21 protein-coding genes are annotated in these 16,464 nt (G+C 43.7%); 9 read left to right on the plus strand and 12 right to left on the minus strand.

The features are described 5' to 3' along the window. Positions 1-104 precede the first annotated feature (104 nt). From IEV61_RS09655 to IEV61_RS09675, 5 genes are read right to left on the minus strand one after another with little or no spacing between them, the layout of a single operon-like run. Positions 105-1,247: an aspartate aminotransferase family protein gene (locus tag IEV61_RS09655; protein WP_188416074.1), complete on the minus strand. Its 1,143-nt coding sequence runs from the start codon at positions 1,245-1,247 to the stop codon at positions 105-107. A 40-nt stretch (positions 1,248-1,287) separates the two neighbouring features. Continuing rightward, positions 1,288-2,349 (minus strand): N-acetyl-gamma-glutamyl-phosphate reductase, encoded by a 1,062-nt coding sequence (gene argC / locus IEV61_RS09660; protein WP_188416076.1) that lies wholly within the window; start codon positions 2,347-2,349, stop codon positions 1,288-1,290. Beyond that, entirely contained in the window at positions 2,342-2,692 is a 351-nt protein-coding gene (locus tag IEV61_RS09665; protein ID WP_188416078.1) for a cupin domain-containing protein, read from the minus strand. The genes argC and IEV61_RS09665 overlap by 8 nt, the downstream gene beginning before the upstream one ends. 2 nt (positions 2,693-2,694) lie before the next feature. Next, positions 2,695-3,885 carry an argininosuccinate synthase gene (gene argG / locus IEV61_RS09670; RefSeq protein WP_188416080.1) on the minus strand — a complete coding sequence of 397 codons (1,191 nt, stop codon included), beginning with the start codon at positions 3,883-3,885 and terminating at the stop codon, positions 2,695-2,697. 30 nt (positions 3,886-3,915) lie between these two features. Beyond that, positions 3,916-4,563, minus strand: a complete 648-nt coding sequence (locus IEV61_RS09675) for a GNAT family N-acetyltransferase (protein WP_188416082.1) — start codon at positions 4,561-4,563, stop codon at positions 3,916-3,918. 427 nt (positions 4,564-4,990) lie between these two features. Between IEV61_RS09675 and IEV61_RS09680 the strand changes: the two genes are divergently transcribed. Beyond that, positions 4,991-5,512, plus strand: a complete 522-nt coding sequence (locus IEV61_RS09680; RefSeq protein WP_188416084.1) for a 2'-5' RNA ligase family protein — start codon at positions 4,991-4,993, stop codon at positions 5,510-5,512. Between the two features lie 79 nt (positions 5,513-5,591). Here IEV61_RS09680 and IEV61_RS09685 read toward each other — a convergent pair whose 3' ends face one another. The 3 genes from IEV61_RS09685 to IEV61_RS09695 form a co-directional block, all read right to left on the minus strand. Continuing rightward, positions 5,592-5,837, minus strand: a complete 246-nt coding sequence (locus IEV61_RS09685) for a hypothetical protein (protein ID WP_188416087.1) — start codon at positions 5,835-5,837, stop codon at positions 5,592-5,594. A gap of 2 nt (positions 5,838-5,839) precedes the next feature. Next, on the minus strand, positions 5,840-6,544 hold the full coding sequence (locus IEV61_RS09690) for a DUF3291 domain-containing protein (RefSeq protein ID WP_188416088.1): 705 nt from the start codon (positions 6,542-6,544) through the stop codon (positions 5,840-5,842). A gap of 88 nt (positions 6,545-6,632) precedes the next feature. Next, positions 6,633-7,121, minus strand: coding sequence for a hypothetical protein (locus IEV61_RS09695; RefSeq protein ID WP_188416089.1), 489 nt, complete (start codon positions 7,119-7,121; stop codon positions 6,633-6,635). Positions 7,122-7,133: 12 nt separating this feature from the next. On the opposite strand from IEV61_RS09695, the gene msrC reads away from it, so the two are divergent. Genes msrC through IEV61_RS09730 form a run of 7 tightly spaced genes read left to right on the plus strand, consistent with a single transcriptional unit; the run spans position 7,134 to position 12,514 of the window. After that, a complete protein-coding gene (gene msrC, locus IEV61_RS09700) occupies positions 7,134-7,610 on the plus strand; it encodes a free L-methionine (R)-S-oxide reductase MsrC (RefSeq protein WP_188416090.1) in 477 nt (158 codons plus the stop codon). After that, entirely contained in the window at positions 7,610-8,269 is a 660-nt protein-coding gene (locus IEV61_RS09705) for an alpha/beta hydrolase (RefSeq protein ID WP_188416091.1), read from the plus strand. Before msrC ends, IEV61_RS09705 begins: the two co-directional genes overlap by 1 nt. Beyond that, positions 8,256-8,858, plus strand: a complete 603-nt coding sequence (locus IEV61_RS09710) for a DNA-3-methyladenine glycosylase (protein WP_188416092.1) — start codon at positions 8,256-8,258, stop codon at positions 8,856-8,858. Before IEV61_RS09705 ends, IEV61_RS09710 begins: the two co-directional genes overlap by 14 nt. A gap of 58 nt (positions 8,859-8,916) precedes the next feature. Continuing rightward, positions 8,917-9,423, plus strand: a complete 507-nt coding sequence (locus IEV61_RS09715) for a pyridoxamine 5'-phosphate oxidase family protein (RefSeq protein ID WP_188416093.1) — start codon at positions 8,917-8,919, stop codon at positions 9,421-9,423. Positions 9,424-9,466: 43 nt separating this feature from the next. Then, complete coding sequence (gene kynU / locus IEV61_RS09720) at positions 9,467-10,759, plus strand: kynureninase (protein WP_188416094.1); 1,293 nt, start codon at positions 9,467-9,469, stop codon at positions 10,757-10,759. Next, positions 10,756-11,604 carry a bestrophin family protein gene (locus IEV61_RS09725; protein ID WP_188416096.1) on the plus strand — a complete coding sequence of 283 codons (849 nt, stop codon included), beginning with the start codon at positions 10,756-10,758 and terminating at the stop codon, positions 11,602-11,604. Before kynU ends, IEV61_RS09725 begins: the two co-directional genes overlap by 4 nt. Before the next feature lie 7 nt (positions 11,605-11,611). After that, positions 11,612-12,514: a histone deacetylase family protein gene (locus IEV61_RS09730; protein WP_188416099.1), complete on the plus strand. Its 903-nt coding sequence runs from the start codon at positions 11,612-11,614 to the stop codon at positions 12,512-12,514. Here the strand turns inward: IEV61_RS09730 and IEV61_RS09735 are convergent. From IEV61_RS09735 to IEV61_RS09745, 3 genes are all read right to left on the minus strand, one after another. After that, positions 12,503-13,885: an MATE family efflux transporter gene (locus IEV61_RS09735; protein ID WP_188416100.1), complete on the minus strand. Its 1,383-nt coding sequence runs from the start codon at positions 13,883-13,885 to the stop codon at positions 12,503-12,505. The two genes, IEV61_RS09730 and IEV61_RS09735, sit on opposite strands and share 12 nt — an antisense overlap. A gap of 69 nt (positions 13,886-13,954) precedes the next feature. Then, entirely contained in the window at positions 13,955-14,605 is a 651-nt protein-coding gene (locus IEV61_RS09740) for an AlbA family DNA-binding domain-containing protein (protein ID WP_188416102.1), read from the minus strand. Next, positions 14,583-15,038, minus strand: a complete 456-nt coding sequence (locus IEV61_RS09745) for a GNAT family N-acetyltransferase (protein ID WP_188416104.1) — start codon at positions 15,036-15,038, stop codon at positions 14,583-14,585. Before IEV61_RS09745 ends, IEV61_RS09740 begins: the two co-directional genes overlap by 23 nt. A gap of 187 nt (positions 15,039-15,225) precedes the next feature. On the opposite strand from IEV61_RS09745, the gene IEV61_RS09750 reads away from it, so the two are divergent. Further along, positions 15,226-15,441, plus strand: coding sequence for a Vmc-like lipoprotein signal peptide domain-containing protein (locus IEV61_RS09750; protein ID WP_188416106.1), 216 nt, complete (start codon positions 15,226-15,228; stop codon positions 15,439-15,441). A gap of 41 nt (positions 15,442-15,482) precedes the next feature. Here the strand turns inward: IEV61_RS09750 and IEV61_RS09755 are convergent, their stop codons facing one another. Further along, entirely contained in the window at positions 15,483-16,463 is a 981-nt protein-coding gene (locus IEV61_RS09755; protein ID WP_188416108.1) for a glycosyltransferase family 2 protein, read from the minus strand. Between the last annotated feature and the right edge of the window lies 1 nt (position 16,464).

Genomic DNA, 16,464 nt, shown 5'->3' on the forward strand with positions numbered 1-16,464 from the left:
AGATGTCATTGCGAGGAACGATAGTAACGTGGCAATCTCAGTTTGATGGTTGTACATGCAGTCGGAGGTTGCCGCGCTATCGCTCGCAATGACATAGTATATATTTACGCTGGTACTTGCGCAGCTTTTAATGTTTGTGCAAAGGCCTCCAAAAACTGGTCGGCATGTGCTTTGGTTAAGTTTAACGCTGGCAGCAAGCGTACCACGTTGGGTTTAGCTTCGCCTGTAAAGATGTGGTGCTTGTAAAGCAGTTTTTTACGCACATTACTTAGTTCTTCAGGCAATTCAATACCGATCATTAACCCGCGGCCGCGTACCTCAATTACTTGCTCAAACTTTTTAAGTTCATCAATTAGGTATGCGCCAACTTCGGCAGCGTTTTGCATTAGGTTATTGGCTTCAATTTCTTCCAGCACGGCTAAAGCAGCAGCACAGGCTAAATGATTACCGCCAAAGGTGGTACCTAACATACCGTACGATGGTTTAATTTTTAGCGCTATGCTGATGGCCCCAATAGGGAAGCCGTTACCCATGCCCTTAGCCATGGTGTATATATCGGCATCTGCACCGGCAAAATCGTGCGAGTAAAATTTACCCGTACGGCCATAACCACATTGAACCGAATCGGCTATGTAAACGGCGTTGTATTGATCGCAAAGTGCTCTTATTTTTTGTAAAAAGCTGGTTGTAGCTACCTGTATGCCACCTACGCCTTGTATGCCTTCAATAATGACGGATGATATTTCATTTTCGGCAAAGGCTTGTTCTAAAGCGGCCTCATCGCACCAAGGCAGGAAAATTACATTGTCCGTTTCGTTTACCGGGGCAACAATTTTGGGATTATCGGTAACAGCAACCGCTAATGAGGTGCGGCCATGAAATGCTTTGCGGAAGGCAATTACTTTCTTTTTACCGTTGTAAAAGGAAGCCAGTTTTAAGGCGTTCTCGTTAGCCTCGGCACCGGAGTTACACAAGAACAATTGGTAATCGGTTTTGCCCGATACCTGTCCTAACTTTTCGGCCAGTTCTTTTTGTAAAGGGATCTCGATGGAATTAGAGTAAAACCCTATTTTGTGAAGTTGATCTTCTAATCGTTTTACATATCGTGGATTGGTATGGCCTATCGAAATTACGGCATGACCGCCGTAAAGATCGAGGTACTCGGTACCTTTGTCGTCATAAACCAAACTACCAATACCCTTTACAATCTCTATTGGATTTATTGGGTAAACATCAAATAGTTTCATTACACAATGAATTTAAAACGTTAGAAAATATATGTATAAATTAAAAAGCAGCGGCTTTTAAACGAAGTCCGGTTGTTTCTTCCAGTCCAAACATGAGGTTCATGTTTTGCACCGCTTGCCCTGATGCACCTTTAAGCAGGTTATCCATAATACTGATGATGAATACTTTATTGCCTTTCTTTTGAACCTGAATAAAGCATTTGTTGGTATTTACAATTTGCTTCAAATCAATGTTGCGAGTGGTAACATGCGTAAACGGATGCCCTGCGTAGTAATCGCTGTACAATTTTACAACCTCATCGGCCGACAAATCGCTATCTAAGTAAATCGAGGCAATAATTCCGCGTGTAAAGTCTCCCCTGTAAGGAATAAAGTTTACCGGTTTATCAAACGCTGGTTGCAGTTGGGTAAGCGATTCACCAATTTCATTCAAATGTTGGTGATCAAAAGCTTTATAAACCGATGCATTATTATTGCGCCAGGTGAAATGCGAAGTAGGCGCCAGGCTTTGACCTGCACCGGTAGAGCCGGTAGTGGCTGTAATATGTACTTCGCTATTTAAATTATTGCTTGCGGCTAAAGGCAGCAAACCCAATTGTAAACAAGTGGCAAAGCAACCCGGGTTGGCAATATTATCGGCCTGTTTAATGGCCTCACGGTTTAACTCGGGCAAGCCGTAAGTAAAGGAGCGGCTTTCAGTTGTCGGTTGTGAGTTGTCTGTTGCCTGATAAGAAATTGAAGATTTTTCTTTCAACCTAAAATCCTGGCTAAGGTCAATCACCTTAACGCTTTGAGGAAACGGATTCGCTTCTAAAAACTTTCGTGCATCGCCATGGCCAACACATAAAAACAATACATCTATTTGATGGGAAAGTTCACCGGTAAATTTTAATTCGGTATCGCCGAAAAGATCGGTGTGCACTTCGTAGATGTAGTTGCCGGCATTACTGTTGCTATGTACAAAAGCAATATCTACTTGCGGGTGATTAATCAATATACGAAGTAGCTCGCCCCCAGTGTAGCCCGCTCCGCCTATAATACCGGCTTTTATTTTAAAACCTCCAACCTGCGGGTTGGGGTCAGTTTCTGTTGAGTTATTCACAATCAATTCTATCGTTTTTGGTGGATGGATGTGAGTATAGTATAAATTTTAAGTCAGTTTCTGCATGGTTACTGATCCGGTGTTTTTGGCCTGGACGTATTTCTAATCCCTGTTGTGGTTTAACCAAAATAACTTGTCCATCTACAACAAATATGGCGGTGCCGCTCAGTACAAAAAAGAATTGTGTAGCATGCTCATGGTAATGCAGCTTTTCAACAGCAGTAGGCGGCATCAGCTCTTGTTTCACCGATAAAGCATCGGAGTCTACAAAATTCCAGCTGTGGCAGCCATCACCCCATGGGTATTGACTCAAGCAATTTTCTTTTGAAAAAAGCGATTCCATTTTTATTTACCGTTCACCTTGTTGTAGATCATCACCTGGTTGCCAAATATCTTGGAGAACCCTTTAACATCTTCCCCGCTCCAGGCGTTGTTCATCTCGCCGTAGGTACCGAATTTGTTAGACATCAGGTCATGGTCAGACTCAATACCGGTCACCATAAAGCGGTATGGATGTAGTTCCACGAATACTTTACCGCTAACGGTTTGCTGGGTATCGGTCAGGAAAGCCTCTATGTTGCGCATAATTGGGTCGTGAAACTGACCTTCGTGCAACCAGTTTCCGTAGAAAGATGATAACTGGTCTTTCCATGATAACTGCCACTTGGTTAACACGTGTTTTTCCAAAGTGTGGTGAGCTTTGATAATGATCATAGGTGCAGCAGCCTCAAAGCCTACACGGCCTTTAATGCCTATAATAGTATCTCCCACGTGAATATCGCGGCCTACACCGTAAGGCTGGGCAATAGCTTGTAACGCCTGTATGGCTTTAGCCGGATGATCGTACTTGGTGCCATCAATAGCTACCAGCTCACCTTTTTCAAAAACGAGTTCCAGGTTTTTAGGCTCGCTTGCAGTTACCTGGGTAGGCCATGCATCTTCAGGTAAGCCCTGGTGAGAAGTCAGCGTTTCTTTACCGCCAACCGATGTACCCCAAATACCCTTGTTAATAGAATATTTATTCTTTTCGAAATTCATTTCCACACCATGATCTTTCAGGTATTGAATTTCTTCTTCGCGGCTTAATTTCAGATCGCGGATTGGTGTCATGATTTGCACGTTAGGCACCAGAATGTTAAAGATCATATCGAAACGAACCTGATCATTACCGGCACCAGTGCTACCATGGGCCACATACTCGGCACCAATCTCTTTGGCGTAGTTGGCAATAGCCGTAGCCTGGCTCACGCGCTCGGCACTCACCGAAAGGGGGTAGGTGTTATTTTTTAATACGTTACCATAAATTAAAAAGCGTACGCAGGTATCGTAAAAGTTGGCGGTTTCATCAACCACATGGTGTGAGGTAACGCCCATTTTGTAGGCACGTTCTTCTACTTGCTTTAGCTCTTCATCGCTAAAACCACCGGTATTCACAATTACCGAGTGTACTTCCAGGCCTAAATCCTGGGTTAAGTATATGCAGCAAAATGAGGTATCTAATCCGCCACTGTAGGCTAATACTACTTTTTTCTTCATGAGTTTGGGGTAACCAAATGTATATTATTGTTAAAAGGATATAGTTTTTACGCTGTTTTTAATGGCGTTTTCAATGCGCTCTAACAGGGTAGCTTTGTGGGTAAGCTTTTTCATGCGCTCTTCATAATCGCGCTGTTTTTCCACCGGGTCCCACAGCATGGCGGTGCACATACAGTTCTTGCGTTCTTTAGAGGTTAAGATATCGTAATTCACGCAGCTGCGGCAGCCTTTCCAAAAGTCTTCGTCCTGGGTAAGTTCTGAATAGGTAACGGGTTCGTAGCCTAAATCGGAGTTGATCTTCATCACGGCCAAACCTGTGGTTAAGCCAAAGATCTTAGCATGAGGGTATTTTTTACGCGAAAGTTCGAACACAGCTACCTTAATGGCCTTAGCCAAACCCACTTTTCTGAATTCAGGGTTAACTATCAAGCCTGAGTTAGCCACAAAATCGCCATGGCTCCATGTTTCAATGTAGCAAAAGCCGGCCCAGGTGCCATCTTTGTGCAGCGCAATAACTGCTTTACCTTCCAGCATCTTGTTAGCCACATACTCGGGCGAACGCTGGGCAATACCCGTACCCCGTGCTTTGGCAGATGAAGCCATTTCATCGCATATCTGCGGTGCGTAATCGGCGTGTTGTTCGTTGGCAACTATTATATTAAAATCTTGTAAGGTCATGATTATAAAACGACTTACCGTTAAAATACCGGCTTAAAAGCCTTATGTTATTAATGATTCTGATTGAAAGAAGTTTGCATAAACTTCAGTTGGGTTGTAGTGCTGTGATGATACCTGATCAAACCCGGGGGATATACAATCGTCGTCGTGACGGGAAATTCACTAAAATACTGGAGTTCAAAGCGGCAGCAAACCGGGCAGTAGAAACTGCAGTTGCGTGCTTTTGTATGCTTTGAATGTTCATTATTTTACTGATGTATTAACGTGTATTTATTTTTTGTGCAAAGTATTCAAATAAATTTTATTTATGCAAGTAAAAAGTTTATTAAAACGTTATGGTATTGTAAATTAATTCATGGCGTAGGATCGAAGCAAATCAAAACACTTTACTTACTGGCTTGTAAAACATCTGAAACTTTTAAATACAATGCCAGAAGCCCCGCTTATATTAACACTCACATTAAACAGCGCAAGTCAGCAATACTTCAATAGTCTCCGTAAAGCCCATTTTCCGCCTGAGCGTAATTACTTGGATGCACACTTGACCTTGTTTCACCATTTACCGCAAGCAGAAAAAGCAATTACCGAAGCGTTAGAAAACTTAACTAAACATCACTCTAAAATTCAATTACAAGTTACCGGGTTAAAGAGTATTGGAAACGGTGTGGCTTTTTCTATGGAAAGTGCTGAATTGCAGCAAATACACAAACAACTACAAACCACCTGGCAGCCATGGCTTATTCCCCAGGACAGGCAAAAGCTCTGGCCGCATATCACTGTTCAGAATAAAGTAAATCCTGATGTGGCTAAACAGCTAAAAGATGTGCTGGAACTGGAGTTTACTCCTTTTGAGATTACCGGAACAGGCTTGACCTTGTTTGAGTATCTGGGTGGTCCCTGGAAGTTTATACGGGAATATGAGTTTGCAGGGACGGATCTGTCAGTCTGAACTTGTTGAAGACTTAGCAAAGCGGCGAATGCTTCAACAAGCTCAGCATGACAGCCAATTTTTTTAGTAAGCACTAATCTTAATTATACCGGTTGTAAGTCTCTTTCCAATCTTTACGCATTTCGGTAAAGCGGGCGGCTACGGCTTTGTAGAACGGCTCGTCTAAGAGCTCGAATACGCTGTTTACGCCGTCCATCAAGTCCATTTCGGTTACTTTGTAGGTTTGCTCTAAAGCGCCTTGCTCTATCTTGACAATGAATTTGCGGTTCATGTTTAGTATAGACACCTTAAAATCGGGGTGAGGTATTTCGGCAATAATTCTCATAACTAATCAAATTTAATTTTACCCTGCAGCGGGTCGGTACCATTTAAAGTGCCCCAGGCGGCAACGGGTTTAAAACGGGCAAACATTTCTTCGCTATACCAGCCTTCGCTGCGTGTCTTCTTAATAATGTCAGCGTGTTCGCGCGAGCCATAAGCAAAGGCTTTCACATCGTCCACACTTTCCCAAATAGAAAAGGTAGCCTGCCTGAAAACCGGTGCTTCGCCTATGCCTACAGAGGTAATATATCCTTTTGATTTTGCCATTAATTGAGCGGCAACATCTACATGGCTCCAAAAATTCTTTAAGCGGTTCAAATGGATGGTAGCGCGTGTTAGCACGGCAATAGAGCCGGTATAATCTTTCACGTTAGGGTGTCCAAACGGTTCTGTGCCATCCCATTTACCATGCGCTTGCAGCGGCTCGGCCAACAATGTCCAGCTTTCGGTGGTTAATTTTTTCCACCAGCCGGTGATGAAAGACCCCTGGTAAAAGCGGTCGAAATCTTCGCGGGTGTTCCAGGAGGCCAGTAAGCCCCATTGCTGCCAGTCGGGCGTTAAGTCAAAACTGCCGTTGCGGCCGCAGCCCATCAGCTTCCAAAAGGTGCAACCTTTTTGTAACATTAAAGGCAGGCGGTGCAGAGCCATAGCTAATAAAGCAAACGGTATAAAAGCTTTGCGGTAACGTACTATGGTGAGGCTAACTATCAAATTATAAATTATACGTCAATTAAACGATATGTTTAAGTTTATTTTTATTAAAGGAGTCTTTAGGCTTAGGTTATATGCTTAAATTTTATTAGACTATTTTCTTAGTAAGATAAGTGCTCTTTTCTGACTGTAAAAGCGCTAAAAAATCGTTAACTATAAATTTGCTAGGTTTATTACTGTATAATTCAATTCTAATTCCGTTCGTTAAAACAAGATATGTTATTTCAGTTTTTTTCAAAAAAGTAATTGCGACTAATACGATTGTAATGAATAGATATGCCGCCAAGTAATCGAGAGGAATGGTTGGTTTATCAGAAATATAAATTGATATAAATTCTTTAAATGATAACAATGCAAATATTATCGTTAAACATACTAATGGCATTGAAATAAAACGCTTGTTAATAATTTTATCAGTCATTTCTTCAAATGAGAAATCATGTTCAATAGACTTGAACAGATTAGAATTTTTAACCTTCAACGATTTAGTAGTTATTTCAAATACTTTCGTCACAAAAATATTTCTTTGTCGCAGTACTGTTGACATTCCTGTATTTTTACCCCAAATATAAGACATCTGCATTTAATCATGGCCGAAGATTTAAACATACTCCAAAGCAGCGATAAAGCTGCACAATACCAATCGTTACTTCCTCAAATAGAGGCGTTGCTACATGGCGAAACCGACCTAACGGCTAACCTGGCCAACATGGCTGCGGCCTTAAAAGAGCAGTTTAAGTGGTTTTGGGTTGGTTTTTATTTGGTTAAAGAGAGTCAGCTGGTGTTAGGTCCGTTCCAGGGTCCGGTGGCCTGTACACGTATCAATTTAGGCAAAGGCGTTTGCGGTTCGGCCTGGGAGCAAAAGAAAACGCTGATCGTGCCCGATGTGGAAGCTTTCCCAGGGCATATTGCCTGCAGTTCGCTATCTCAATCAGAAATTGTAGTGCCTTTGTTCAGCAACGGTGAAGTAGTAGGGGTGTTAGATGTAGATAGCGAATTGTTAGACCAGTTTGATGAAACCGATGCCCTATACCTGGAAGAACTGGTAAAACTGCTTAACTTTTAATGGAAAGAGTGTTTTTGATAGCCGGTCTTGGAGCCGACCGCCGCTTGTTTGATAAACTGGTGCTGCCCGGCTACGAGTTAATACATGCCGACTGGATTGAGCCGGAGAAGCACGATACTATACCGTCGTATGCTCAAAAGCTGATCGACCACTACGGCATTCAGACTAACGATCATGTGATCGGTGTTTCGTTAGGAGGTATCCTCACGGTAGAAATAAGCGGTTTGCTGTCGTTAAAAAATGCCATCATTATTTCGAGTATTAAACAGTCTGCAGAGATACCGCCGTATTTCAAATTCTTTCGTCGCTTGCCCGTTTACAAAATATTGCCGCACCGCTTTTATACTTCTATGGGTAACATTATCAAACCTTTGTTTGGCGATACCAAGGGTAAAACCGGTTTCTTGTTTGTAGATATGATTCGCCATACATCGCCGGTGTTTATGCGCTGGGCCATGCACGCGGTGTTGCGGTGGCAGCCTAAACCGCTAAAGGCGCCCATTCATCAAATCATCGGTAACAAAGATCTCATCTTCCCGCATAAGTATATATCAACCGCAACTCACATTGTAGAGCGCGGAAGTCATGATATGGTTTACACGCGCGGAAAGGAAATTAGTAAGATCGTCCTCAAAATTTTGAATAATGAAATTGCCTGAGTCATTTTACCTCAATAATAACGTAACCGAGGTTGCCCGCAAACTGTTGGGTAAATATTTATTCACCTGTATTGAAGGTGCAATTACCGGAGGATACATTGTTGAAACAGAAGCTTATAATGGAATTATAGATAAGGCCTCTCACGCTTATGGCAACCGGCAAACTGCCAGAACACAAACCATGTTTGCCAAGGGAGGTGTAGCTTACGTTTACCTCTGTTACGGCATACATGAAATGCTGAATGTGGTTACATCGGTAGAAGGTCAGCCTCATGCGGTGTTGATACGTGCGGTAAATCCAACCGTGGGTATTGAGGAAATGCTGTACCGCCGTAACATGACCGTGGTGAAACCCAATATTACGGCCGGTCCGGGTTCAGTAGGTAAGGCGTTAGGTATCTCACGCAAACTGAACTGCATTAGTTTTCAGAGTAATGAACTGTGGATAGAAGATCAGGGATTATCATTCACCGACGATGAAATAGCCGCAGTACCGCGCATTGGCGTGGCTTATGCTGCCGAAGATGCTTTGCTGCCATACCGCTTTTATGTAAAGGGTAATGTGTATGTAAGTAAACCAAATCGTTAAAAATTCAATCAAAAACGGTGTTCGTGGGTTAATAGTTTATCAAACTAAAAACATTGCCATGGATTACCAAAATGATTTGAAGAAACTGGAAAATATTGAACACCTGCGCGGCATGATCGATAAATCGAAAACAGCCATGCTAACTACGTTCACTGTAAATAATGGCTTTCATAGCCGCCCAATGGCTACTGCACAATTAGATGTAGAGGGTAGTCTTTGGTTTTTCACTAATGAGTTCTCCTCTAAAGTTGCCGAAATATCTCACGATAATAAAGTGAATGTTACTTATTCTAATAGCAGCGCAACTACCTATATCAGCATTAACGGCGTAGCGCAGGTGGTTGATGATCGTGTGAAGATGCAGGAGCTATGGGACCCGTTTGTGGAAGCTTTTTTTAAAGGCGGCTTAGAAGACCCTGCGCTTACTTTGCTTAGGGTAGATGTAAGCGATGCCGAGTATTGGGATAGCAGTGCAGGTGCCGTAGGCATAGCATTTAAATGGTTGAAGTCGGTTATTACCGGTACGCCCTTTGAGCCGGGCGAACATGATAAAGTTGATTTATAAAAGCAGGGGCAGTTTAATCTGCCCTTTTTTGTAATATTGACTAATGGAATATGAAAACAGCGCCGCATTTGCACAGCGGTTGGATGAGCAGGATACGCTAAGCAATTTTAGAAATGAATTTCTGATACCCCAGCATCAGAGAAAAGATATTATATACCTGTGTGGCAATTCATTAGGGCTGCAGCCTAAAGCCGCACAGCAAGAGATTGCAACACAATTAGGCGCATGGCAAAACCTGGCCGTGGAGGGATGGTTTCAGGGTGATGCCCCCTGGCACGAGTACCATAAACAGTTGCTGCCGCCGTTAGCCAATATTGTAGGCGCCTTGCCGCACGAGGTTACGGTGATGAACTCGCTTACCATTAACCTGCATTTGCTCATGGTAAGTTTTTACCAGCCCAAAGGCAAACGCTATAAAATATTGATGGAAGGCGGCGCTTTTCCGTCGGATCAATACGCGGTAGAAAGCCAGGTTAAATTCCATGGATTCGACCCCAAAGATGCCGTAATTGAGGTGTTTCCACGTGAGGGGGAAAGCACCTTGCAAACTGCTGATATTTTAAGCGCAATTGAAGAGCATTCTGATGAACTGGCGCTGGTCCTGTTCAGCGGTATTAACTATTACACCGGCCAGTTTTTTGGTTTGAAAGCTATTGCCGGTGCGGCTCATGAAGCAGGTGCTTATGTGGGCTTCGATCTGGCACACGCTGCCGGTAACGTACCTTTAGCATTGCATGATTGGCAGGCCGATTTTGCCTGCTGGTGTTCGTACAAATATATGAACTCCGGTCCGGGCGGCATTAGCGGCATATTTGTGCACGAAAAGCATCATCAAAATAAAGAATTAAACCGCTTTGCCGGTTGGTGGGGCTACCGAAACGATACGCGTTTTAAAATGATACCGGGTTTTGACCCTGAGCCGGGGGCCGAAGGCTGGCAGGTAAGTACCAGCCCTATTTTATTGATGGCGGCGCACAATGCAGCTTTGCAGTTATTTGAGCAAGCCGGTAGTATACCTGCGCTGCGAAGAAAGAGTGAACTTCTTACAGGGTACCTCGAATACCTGATCGAGCAAATCAATCAGCAACAAGGGGAGCAGCTTTTTAAGATCATTACCCCTAAAAACAAGCAGGAGCGAGGCTGCCAGTTATCTGTTATATGCAAGCATAACGGGAAGGCTATGTTTGATCACCTGGTGAGCAAAGGCGTTATTGGCGATTGGCGCGAGCCTGATGTGATACGCTTGAGTCCGGTGCCTTTATACAACACATTTACAGATGTTTATGAGGCTGCACATTACATGGCCGAAGCCGCGACCCAAATAAGCAAAGCATGATCAATTATAACCCTAAAGAGTGGTTTACTTTCTTGTTCCGCTTCCATAAATCGGACACCCTGCGTGAGTTATTTCCGCTGTTGATCGGGGTTGGCGTGTACGCGGCATTTGTAACCTGGCTCTTGCTGGATTATGTGCACCTGCCCGATAGTAGTGTAATTCATAAAACTAATGTGGTGCACACCACGCTGGGCTTTGTATTGTCGTTACTGTTGGCATTTCGCATTAACTCTGCTTATGACCGCTGGTGGGAAGGCCGTAAACTCTGGGGAAGCCTGGTCAACAACAGCCGTAACCTGGCTATCAAGATCAAGCATTTAGGTAACCAGGATGATGTGCAATTTTACAACCGTTATATTCCGCTTTATGCTGAGGTATTAAAAGACCATTTACGGCAGGATTTGAAGGGTAATTACGACAGCTTTTTAGACGACAGCAAGCATCTGCCTAACCAGATAGCCTCGTTAATGATTGGGAGGTCGTACGAGCTCAATAAAGGTGGTCAATTGAATACGGAGCAGTTAATGAGCATTAATGCGGAGTTAATGTCTTTTACCGATATATGCGGTGCCTGCGAGCGTATCAAGAACACGCCTATTCCTTACAATTACGGCGTATTCATTAAGAAGTTCATCTTCTTTTTCGTAATGAGTTTGCCTTTAACCTGGGCATTTGAGTTGCATTATTACATTATTCCCATCATCGCTTTTGTACTTTATGTGCTGGCCAGTATTGAGCTGATTGCCGAGGAAATAGAGAACCCATTTGGTTTTGATGAAAATGATTTGCCCTTAGATACCCTGGCAAGCAACATCAAAAAACACGTTAACGAAATTTTGGGATAGCCGGTATATGCTCAAAATAGCTTTCGACCCCATTTACGCACACCCGCTGCCCGAGGGCCATCGGTTTCCAATGCTTAAGTATGAGCTGATACCCGCACAGCTGTTGCATGAGGGATTGATCACTACTGATAATTTGTTTTCGCCACAGCCTCTTGATGAACAAACTATCTTATGGACGCACGATGAAAGCTACTGGCACCAGCTGCGCGATCTTACCCTGCCGGCAAAAGAACAACGCCGCATAGGCTTCCCGCTGAATGCGCAATTGGTTGAACGCGAAATACGAATTGCCAAAGGGACGATAGACGGCTGCCACTTTGCAATGGAGAATGGAGTTGCCTTTAACGTAGCCGGTGGAACCCATCATGCCGGTACTAACTGGGGTGAAGGTTTTTGTATGTTGAACGATCAGGCTATTGCAGCTAATTATTTGTTGCATAATAATTTGGCTCATTCTATCTTAATTATTGATTTAGACGTACATCAGGGGAACGGCACGGCACAGATCTTCGAAAACGAATCGAGGGTATTTACTTTTTCCATGCATGGCGCTAATAATTTTCCGGCGCGAAAGGAGCGATCAGACCTTGATATTCCGTTGCCCGATGGCGTTACCGATGATGAATTTTTGTCGATCGTGAAGCAGCAGGTGCCCCGGTTAATTGCTCAGCAAAAGCCTGATTTTATATTTTACCTGGCTGGCGTAGATGTGCTGGAATCGGATAAATTGGGAAAACTTGCTCTGAGTAAAGAAGCCTGTAAAGAGCGCGACCGCTTAGTGCTTGAACAATGCAAACAAGCCGGCGTCCCGGTGCAGGTAAGCATGGGCGGTGGCTATTCACCACAAATTAAAGATATTGTAGATGCGCATTGCAACACCTACCGCATGGCGCTCGATCTATATTTTTAAGGCCTCATCGAAGATGTAATTCTCAATGTGCTTTTTGGTTGTTATGGTAAACCGCAGGTACAATAGGATGGAAGCTACACCTAATCCAGCTACCAACCCGTACCACACACCGGTGGCACCCAAGCCTAAATAAAGGCCCAGCCAGTAGCCGAGGGGCAAACCAATTACCCAATAAGCTAAAAAAGTAATAATGGTAGGTACGTTTACATCGCCCATTCCACGTAAAATACCTAAGCCAATTACCTGTGCACCATCAAACAATTGGAATATGGCGGCGATAATTAAAAGCTGCGCAGCCACAGCTATTACCTCTACATCAGAAGTAACGATCCACGGGAGCCAACGATTGCATACCACAAACACAAGCGCAGTAACGGTCATAAAAGCCAGCACAATATGATAACTGGCAATGGCCGATGCCCGTAAATCGGTAAAGCTGCGTGCGCCAAAGTAATTACCCGACTTGATGGCCGCCGCCGAGGCAACCCCACTGGCAATCATATAAGTCATGGAAGCCAGGTTGATAGCCACCTGGTGTGCGGCCTGCTGCACGGCGCCTATTTGGCCTACCATGACCGCAGCAGCACTAAAGGCACTCACCTCAAAGGTATATTGCATAGCCACAGGAGCACCTATACGCACCAATTCCAAACAGCGCGAACGTTTGATGTAGGTCATGGAAAAATCAATAAGGTATTGTTTAAAGTTAGCCGACCTGAACACATAAATTCCCATCACTAAGGCCATCACCGTGCGGTCTATCAGGGTGCTGTAACCCACGCCGCTGATTCCCATAGGTTTTACGCCAAACAATCCCTTTACGAAAATGATCCCCAGGCAAATGTTCAGCACATTACCCCATATAGAGATGCTCATGGCCTGCCTGGTAAAACCCAAACCCTCGGTAAACTGCTTAAACGTGGTAAACATCATAAGCGGAACAATAGAGGCCGACATAAGCAGAAGGAAGGGTTTGGCCTGCTTCAATACCTCGGGCGATTGGTGCAGATGGTCGAGCAAATTACCGGCACCAAAGTAGATGAGTACAAACAATACGATGCTGAATACAAGATTGATAAAAATGCTGTTAGAAAGCAATCGGCCGCATTCGCTGTAATTCTTTTGCCCGTTAAATTGTGCTATTAAGGGAGTTATGCCATAGGCTACGCCCAAACCCATAACCAGGGCTACAATGAAAATACTATTAACCAGCGATACGGCTGCCAGTGAAGTGGTACCTGCAAAGTGCCCAACGATAATACTGTCTGACAACTGCACCAGCGTATGGCCCAGTTGCGAAATAACCACCGGCACGGCCAGTCGTAAATTTTCGCGGTAAAAGGGGCGGTATTGCTGGATAGAGAAATACATAGTGAACAATTGGACAGCAAAGGTAAGGTTATTGAAACTTTGAGGAAACCTGAATGCGAAAATTTAGAGTTATGCCGCTGTGTAAAACTCTTCCTTCTCGGTAGTATGCACCCGTATAACGCCAGATAATACGAGGTTAACCAGTATGCGCTGCGCCCGTCGGCGGCTCATGTTCAGGAGCACGCAATATTCTTTTACGGTGATACGGTCGTTCAGGTCAAGGTACTCTAACAAGGCTTTTTCCTTCGAAGAATATTCGATCAGTACGCCCTGGCTATCTTCCGAGCGTTTCAATACATCTACCACAATCTTACTGGCCAGTACGCTTTTATCTTTTATGCGGATGTACACCCACCATTTGCCATCGTCGGCCAGGGCGTAGTGTGGCTTGGTGATGCTGGGTTCAATTTCTACAACCAACACAACTTTATCGTCTACATAAACTTCTTCAAAAATGGGTTCCAGGGCAGGGCGTGCAAAAAAGTGTGCCGCACGGGTTATCATGTAGCGTTCCTCATCTTCAGATTTTACGCCTTTAATGGTGCCATCATCCAATATGCCAATCAGTAGTTTGCCCCCCTTGTTGTTGGCAAAGGATACCATGGTTTTGGCTATCTTTTCGCAACTGGTTATGGTTTTTTTAAAATCGAGAGATACCCCTTCACCCTCCAGGATCAGCCTTTTAAGATTTGCCTTATTATGGTAGTTCTGATTTGACATAGGGCGTAAAAATTTCCATCCAAAGGTCGGGTTTGCTTATGGGTACAAAACCAAACTGTTTGTATAAGTTGTGGGCATCGGCCGTTGCTAAAGACCAGCGCCTTAATCCATTTAACTCCGGGTGTTCTTTAATGTTTTGCATGAGCCACTTTGATAGGCCCTTGCCACGATAGGGTTCAAGTATAAACACATCGCAGATGTAAGCAAATGTAGCCTTATCTGTTATTACGCGTGCAAAACCGCAGGTATTATTTTCGTGGTAAATACCAAAGCAAATTGAGTTTTCAATGGAACGTTGCAGTTTCTCCTTGCTTAATCCGGCCGCCCAGTAAGATTCATACGCCAGGTAATGGTGTATGGCCTCAATATCCAGTAAGCTCTTATCTGTTGATATGGTATACCCCGCTTTTAAAAGTTGATCGGTTAAGCTCACGTTACTAATGCTTTTGGCTGATAATACAGGCGCTAATATATAACGTATGGAAGAAATTGATTGGTATAAACCGGCAAAATTTGTGGCCTAATAGGCGTTAAACAGGTATAAATGCAACTATTTTAAATACAACTTAAACAATATCAGAATAATACCTGTTATAAGATTTAACAAATATCGAAATCCTATGAAAAAGCAATTTTTAAGTTTTGCCTTTATAACGGCAATCATAGCATCAGTAGCAGCAGGATGCAGCTCTGAGCGCGCAGCAAGCGGAAGCGGTGACAGCACAGCTACCGACTCATCATCTACCATGTCGACAACGCCAACTACTACCACAACCGATAGTACGGCTCGCGACACAATGAAAAGAGATACTACCAAAACAAATCCTCCACAATAGTGGATAACGAAAAAGGGCTTCGATGATTCGAAGCCCTTTTTTTATGCTATGGTATTTATTTGCTGACTGGTTTGTGGTTTAATAAACCTCTTTCCATCATAGAGCTTACGTACTTGGTAGGTTTTCTTGTTTTGCGACTCAAAGTAGGTCCGCACATTCACCTCGGCTAATATACCCAGGGTAATGAGTTGTACGCCACCTAATAAAAAGATTAGGCCCAGTATTAATAAAGGCTTGCCGCCAATATCGTGGCCCATCAGTTTCAACACCAACAGGTAAGCGTTAATAATAATTCCCAGGAAGAAAGCTACAAAACCTACGCTTCCAAAAAGGTGCATTGGTTTTTGAATATACTTACGGAAGAACACCATCAGGATCAAATCGCTGATAACCTTGAACGTGCGGTTAATACCATATTTAGACTTGCCGAATATGCGGGCATGATGCGTAACATCTACCTGCGTAATACTGGCACCCTGTAATTTGGCCAATACAGGAATAAAACGGTGAAGCTCGCCGTATATGCCTAAATCCTCAGCTATTTCGCGCTTGAATATTTTTAACGTACAGCCGTAATCTTTAATGTAAACGCCGGTCATTTTACGGATAAGTGCATTGGCTATTTTGCTTGGAATTTTGCGTAGAAACACACCGTCCTGGCGGTTAGCCCGGTTGCCGGCTACCACATCCCAATCTTCATCCTTCAGCTTCTGCAACATAAAGGGAATATCTTTAGGGTCGTTCTGCAAGTCGCCGTCTAGTAGGGCAATGTATTCGCCTGTGGTGTGGTCAATACCGGCAGTCATGGCTGTGCTCTGCCCATAGTTTTTACGAAGTTCAACCAGTTTAATACGTTCATCGGCGTTGGCTACAATTTCTTTCTGCGTGCCGTCTTCCGATCCGTCGTCTACAAAAATTACTTCATAGTCAATAGCCGGCAAAGCTTTTCGTATCTCTTCAATAAGGGGTTTAATGTTTTCCCTCTCATTCATCACAGTTATAACAACTGATAACTCCGGCATA

It is taken from the genome of Mucilaginibacter galii (assembly GCF_014635825.1).
Lineage (GTDB): Bacteria > Bacteroidota > Bacteroidia > Sphingobacteriales > Sphingobacteriaceae > Mucilaginibacter > Mucilaginibacter galii.